The 4,862-nt window shown below is 57.6% G+C and carries 6 protein-coding genes; all 6 read left to right on the top strand.

What is annotated here, in order from left to right; all coding sequences use genetic code 11:
- The coding region (locus tag WC359_14825) for an XkdF-like putative serine protease domain-containing protein (GenBank protein ID MFA5401722.1) at positions 1-671 on the top strand (671 nt) is incomplete at its 5' end.
- Complete coding sequence (locus tag WC359_14820; protein ID MFA5401721.1) at positions 656-1,696, top strand: hypothetical protein; 1,041 nt, start codon at positions 656-658, stop codon at positions 1,694-1,696. The genes WC359_14825 and WC359_14820, both read left to right, overlap by 16 nt.
- Before the next feature lie 2 nt (positions 1,697-1,698).
- Positions 1,699-2,112 (top strand): hypothetical protein, encoded by a 414-nt coding sequence (locus WC359_14815; protein MFA5401720.1) that lies wholly within the window; start codon positions 1,699-1,701, stop codon positions 2,110-2,112.
- 255 nt (positions 2,113-2,367) lie between these two features.
- Positions 2,368-3,330: a major capsid protein gene (locus tag WC359_14810; protein ID MFA5401719.1), complete on the top strand. Its 963-nt coding sequence runs from the start codon at positions 2,368-2,370 to the stop codon at positions 3,328-3,330.
- A 14-nt stretch (positions 3,331-3,344) separates the two neighbouring features.
- Positions 3,345-4,154: a hypothetical protein gene (locus WC359_14805; protein ID MFA5401718.1), complete on the top strand. Its 810-nt coding sequence runs from the start codon at positions 3,345-3,347 to the stop codon at positions 4,152-4,154.
- A gap of 66 nt (positions 4,155-4,220) precedes the next feature.
- Positions 4,221-4,862, top strand: a 642-nt coding sequence (locus tag WC359_14800; GenBank protein ID MFA5401717.1) for a hypothetical protein, incomplete at its 3' end; no start/stop codon positions are given.

The raw sequence follows: 4,862 nt of genomic DNA, 5'->3' as shown, positions 1-4,862 counted from the left end.
ACGGCCTCACTGACGATAAGAAGCGGCAGTGGGTAGCGGTTGCTAACAGCGTTTTAGATAGATGCCTGAAAGAGGGCGGCACGGACGAAACCTGTGCTCCCAAGGCCATACGGCGGGCTAACGGCGTAGTGCGAAAGGGGGCAGACATGGACACGGAAGCTGTTGAACTGACAAGCAGGATTCTGAAGCGTGACGATACTCAGAGGTTCACTTTGGGCGTTGTGTACGAGCCCGAGACTCTGGATTCACAGGGCGACTGGGCCAGCGCAGGTACCATTGAGAAAGCCTGCTGGAGTTTCACGCGCACTCTGCAGGGCAAGGGCAAGGCCCGCAAGATGGCGGCGGAACTGGTTGAGGAGCTTGTGAAGTCTGCGAACACTGGCGAAGCGATTGAAATAGACATCACCGCGCTATGGGACGAGATACAAAAGAGCGGCCTCAACGACATGCACGTCAACACGGCAGACGACGACAGCATTGGAGACATTGTTGAGAACTACATCGTCCGCGCAGACATGGAGATTGACGGGCAGAAGGTTAAGAAAGGCTCATGGCTGCTTGGCGTCGTGTGGCACCCCGAGCACTTCGCCAAGATAGTGGCCGGTGAAAGAACCGGCCTCAGCATGGAAGGCACTGCCCGAAAGGTGGTGAGAACATGCCCGAAACCCTGATTGAGAAAGAAATGGTCGAAATGGACATCCCCACCGTAGCTGGCGTAGACCGTGCCGCAAACAAGCGTATCTGGCTGATAGTCAAACGCGCCGACACGGACGACATTAACAAAGCGCTCTGGAGTGCCGCTCAAATAAATGACCTGCCCGACAGCAGCTTCGCCGTGATAGAACCAGGCGGCACGAAGGATGAAACAGGTAGGACGGTGCCTCGCGGTTTGAGACACCTGCCATACAAGGACGGCAGCGGCAAGGTTGACCTGCCACACCTGCGCAACGCGCTGTCCCGCCTGCCGCAAACCAACATCTCCGCAGAGCTGAAAGCAAAGGCGAAGGCCAAGCTGGAAGCGGCTGCGCGAGAGGCTGGCATTGAGACAGGCACAGAGAAACGAGACTCTCCTAGCAAGGAGGATGAGAACCGAATGACCGAAGAGGAAATCAAGGCCCTGCAAAAGAAGGTAACGGACTCCGAGGCTGCTTTGAAAGAAGCCAACGAGAAAGTCGCCAAACTTGAGGGCGAGCTTGCGGAAGTCAAGAAGTCACTGAAGCCAGAACCCGAGGACATCTGGAAGGGTGTCAATCCCGAGGTTCGCAAGCAGTTCGAAGCACAGAAGACTCGTGCCGAGGAAGCCGAGAAGGTTGCCAAGGCCGAACGTGACCAGCGCATTGAGAAGGAGTACATCGCGAAGGCTGAGAAGCTCACCGACATACCGAACCTGAAGTCTGAAGACTTCGGCAAGGTGCTGAAGGCGCTTTCCGAGAAGGCTCCCGAGCACTACGCTGCAATCGAAACGGCGCTTACCGCCGCGAACGAGACGCTGAAGACGAACAATGTGCTGCTCCAGGCAATCGGCAAGAGTGGGCCTGTGCCGAACTCGGCAGAGGCAAGGCTTGAGGAAATCGCCAAGCGGTATCACGCCGAGAAGAAGGCCCCCACCTTCGAGCAGGCGTATGACCTCGCGCTGAAAGACAATCCCGACCTCTACGCTCAATACAACACTGAGAAGCGACAGGGGGTGAAGTAGTAATGGCTTACCAGATACCTCCGTATACGGTTATTGGCACACTGAAGGTTCCCGCAAGCACTGCATGGGCGGGCTACCAGTTCCGCGCCGTCGGCCTAGATGAATCGACGGCGGGCTACATCAGGCTGCCAAACAGCTCGCTGGGCAACAAGATACTCGGCATTCTGCAGAACAAGCCGGGCAGTGGGCAGGCGGCTACGGTATGGCCCATCGGCTCCGGCGCTGTCAGCAAGATTCTCGGCGCAACGACCACGATTACCTTCGGCGACCTCGTATGGTTCACCTCGCTGGGCTTCGCCAAGTCGTCCACCGCTGCTGTAGCCAATACGCCGCTGTTTGGGCCTGTGCTGGAAACCTGCACATCCACAGGTGCGCCGATTTCCTGCGTGCTACAGCATATCAAGACCGACACGTAAACACCACCGCTTCACTTACCCGCTTCGATTCCCACGTTCCGCCCTACCGTACCGAGATTCACCTTCACTCTAAGCCCAATGTGTTAGGCGCTGAATTCAGCTTCTGACCACGCTTTTCGGCTTGGCCCAGACTAGGAATGGCCGCCGAAAGCCTGTCCCCCCAGCAGGCCCGTCTGGGCCAATTGGTTCCATTATGGGGGCAAGCATAGCCACAATTCTGGGGGTGTGAGCTCTCCTGACAAGGAGGGACCACCTTTGGCCCAACCGTCCTATGGGGACGTGCATGTTGACCGTCCCCTAACCAACATATCCACGGCGTTCATCCAGAAGCAGGATAGGTTCATAGCGACCAAGGTCTTCCCCGTGGTGCCGGTTCCGAAGCAGTCCGACAAATACTTCACGTATACGCAAGCCTACTGGTTCACAAGTGAGGCACAGCCACGCGCACCCGGTTCGGAGACTGCTGGCAGCGGATTCGGGATTGGAACCGCTTCCTATTCCTGCGACGTTATCGGCTTCCACAAGGATGTAGATGACCAGACCAGAGCCAATGCGGATGCTCCCATCAATCTGGACAGGGATGCCACAGAGTACGTCACGCAGCAGCTCTTGCTCAAGCGAGAGATTGACTGGGCTGCGACGTTCTTCGCGACCTCCGTCTGGACAGGCTCCACAACGGGCGCTGACATTGCTCCTGGCGACTGGGACACTGCCGCAGGCACACCGATTGAGGATGTTGCCGCAGAGCAAATCGCGATAATCAAGAACACCGGCTACAAGCCCAACATCATGGTTGTAGGCCCTGAAGTGTACGAGCACCTGAAGAACCACCCCGACATCCTGGAGCGCATCAAGTACACGCAGCGCGGCGTAGTCACCGAAGACCTGCTTGCAGGACTGTTTGACGTGGAGAGGTTCTATGTCGCGTGGGCTGTCAAGAACAGCGCGAAGGAAGGCGCTACCGCTTCGTATGCGTTCGTCAACACCTCGAAGGACGCGCTGCTCGTGTACGCTCCCCCGAACCCTGGCCTGCTGCAGCCGTCCGGCGGCTACTGCTTCACCTGGACAGGCTTGAACGGCGCTGGCCTTGGAGCAAACCGCATCAAGAGATACAGGCTTGAGCAGATCGCTTCCGACCGCATCGAGGGTGAAATGGCGTATGACTTCAAGATAGTCAGTCCTACCTGCGGAGCCTTCTTCCATGGCTGCGTCGCCTAAGGGGGCGCATAAATATGGGTGTTAAGAAGGTATTCCAGCCAATCTACGTCGTTGGCAACATCGAAGGTACAAGCGACATCAAGGCCAACTACGGCATAGCGGCAACCTCGAAGGCGGCCATCACCAAGGGAATCACGGCTTCGTCTGCGGCCATCACGGGTACGCTGTCGGCTGGTGTGCTGTCCGTAACAGGAGGCACCATAACCAGCTCTTCCAAGATAACCGCCACCAACCTGCTCACCGCATCCTCGAAAGCCACCTTCACGCTGGAGGCCACTGCGTCTTCCAAGCTGACTGCAACGGCGTTGCTGACAGCCAGCTCGAAGGCAACCGTTGGGCTGTTGCTCACAGCTTCCAGCAAAGCGACAGTCAACAATCTACTCACCGCAAGTAGCAAAGCCACAGTCACAAACCTGCTCACCTGCTCCAGCGCGGCTTCGGTAGCTAAGGGCCTCACGCTTTCCAGCGGCCTGAACCATTCCGTCGCAACGCAGGCCACCACGGGCGGCGCGGCAGGCGGCGTTGCGGGCTACGGCGTAACTCTGATTACCCGCACCACGGGCAAGTGCTACTACAACCTGGGCAATCCTGTGGCGGGCAGGCAGGTTACGGTTGTTCGCGCAGCCATACAGGGTGACTCCACTGCCAACAATGCCTATAAGGTATATCTGCTTACAGGCGTGGGGCAGTTCCTCAGCACGGCTGGCGTCAAACAGGCCGCAATCATGCACGTGACAAACTCGTACTTCTCCGCGATTGGCACGGGCAGCACACAGTGGGTCGTCACAAACAACCGTAGCGTGGTGTTCGGCTCAACCACCTAGTTCCACCTCTCTGGGGGAATTCCGCAAGACCGACCAAACACGACAAATGGGGGTGTCTGTTTTCCCATGGCTATCAACGAGTTCGGCATCGAGCCGATAGGCAAGGTAAACGATAGGGTCATCATCCTAGGCTTTGCACCTTCTTCGAGGGACAAGGCTCCTTTGGACGAAGGCGGCTGGGATATATGGCCCATCAACGAGCTGTACATGGAAATGCCGCAACTGGAGGCTCGGGCTACGGCGTGGTTTCAACTGCACGGGCTTGAGCCTCCTACGGCGCGTGACCCGAATCACAAGGCATGGCTGGCGAAGCAGAAGTTTCCTGTGTTCATGTGGTGGCAGCATCCTGAGATTCCGAACAGTGTGCGCTACCCATTGGAGCAGGTGCTTCACATGGCGACTGATGGCTACACCAATTCCGGCGCTAACTACTTCACCAACACGATTTCTTGGCTCATCGCGCTGGCCGTCGCCTACGGCTACAAGCGTATCGCGCTGTACGGTGTGGACATGGCGCAGGACAATCCCGTGGGTCAAGAGTATGCCAAGCAGCGTCCTTCCTGCGAGTTCTGGATAGGCGTTGCCAAAGGCAGGGGCATACAGGTTGACATACCACCGGAGAGTGACCTGCTGCAGACGCCATTCCTGTACGGGCCAACACATCTCGAACCGTGGCTTGCCAAGCTCGAAGCGCGGAACGACGAGCTT

The sequence above is a fragment of the Dehalococcoidia bacterium genome, assembly GCA_041653995.1.
In the GTDB taxonomy this organism is placed as follows: Bacteria; Chloroflexota; Dehalococcoidia; order GIF9; family UBA5629; genus CAIMUM01.
This window is presented reverse-complemented; position numbering and strand designations above follow the sequence as displayed.

Coding starts and splice junctions, on each gene's coding strand:
- WC359_14820 (MFA5401721.1), top strand. CDS start 656: ATGCCCGAAACCCTGATTGAGAAAGAAATGGTCGAAATGGACATCCCC.
- WC359_14815 (MFA5401720.1), top strand. CDS start 1,699: ATGGCTTACCAGATACCTCCGTATACGGTTATTGGCACACTGAAGGTT.
- WC359_14805 (MFA5401718.1), top strand. CDS start 3,345: ATGGGTGTTAAGAAGGTATTCCAGCCAATCTACGTCGTTGGCAACATC.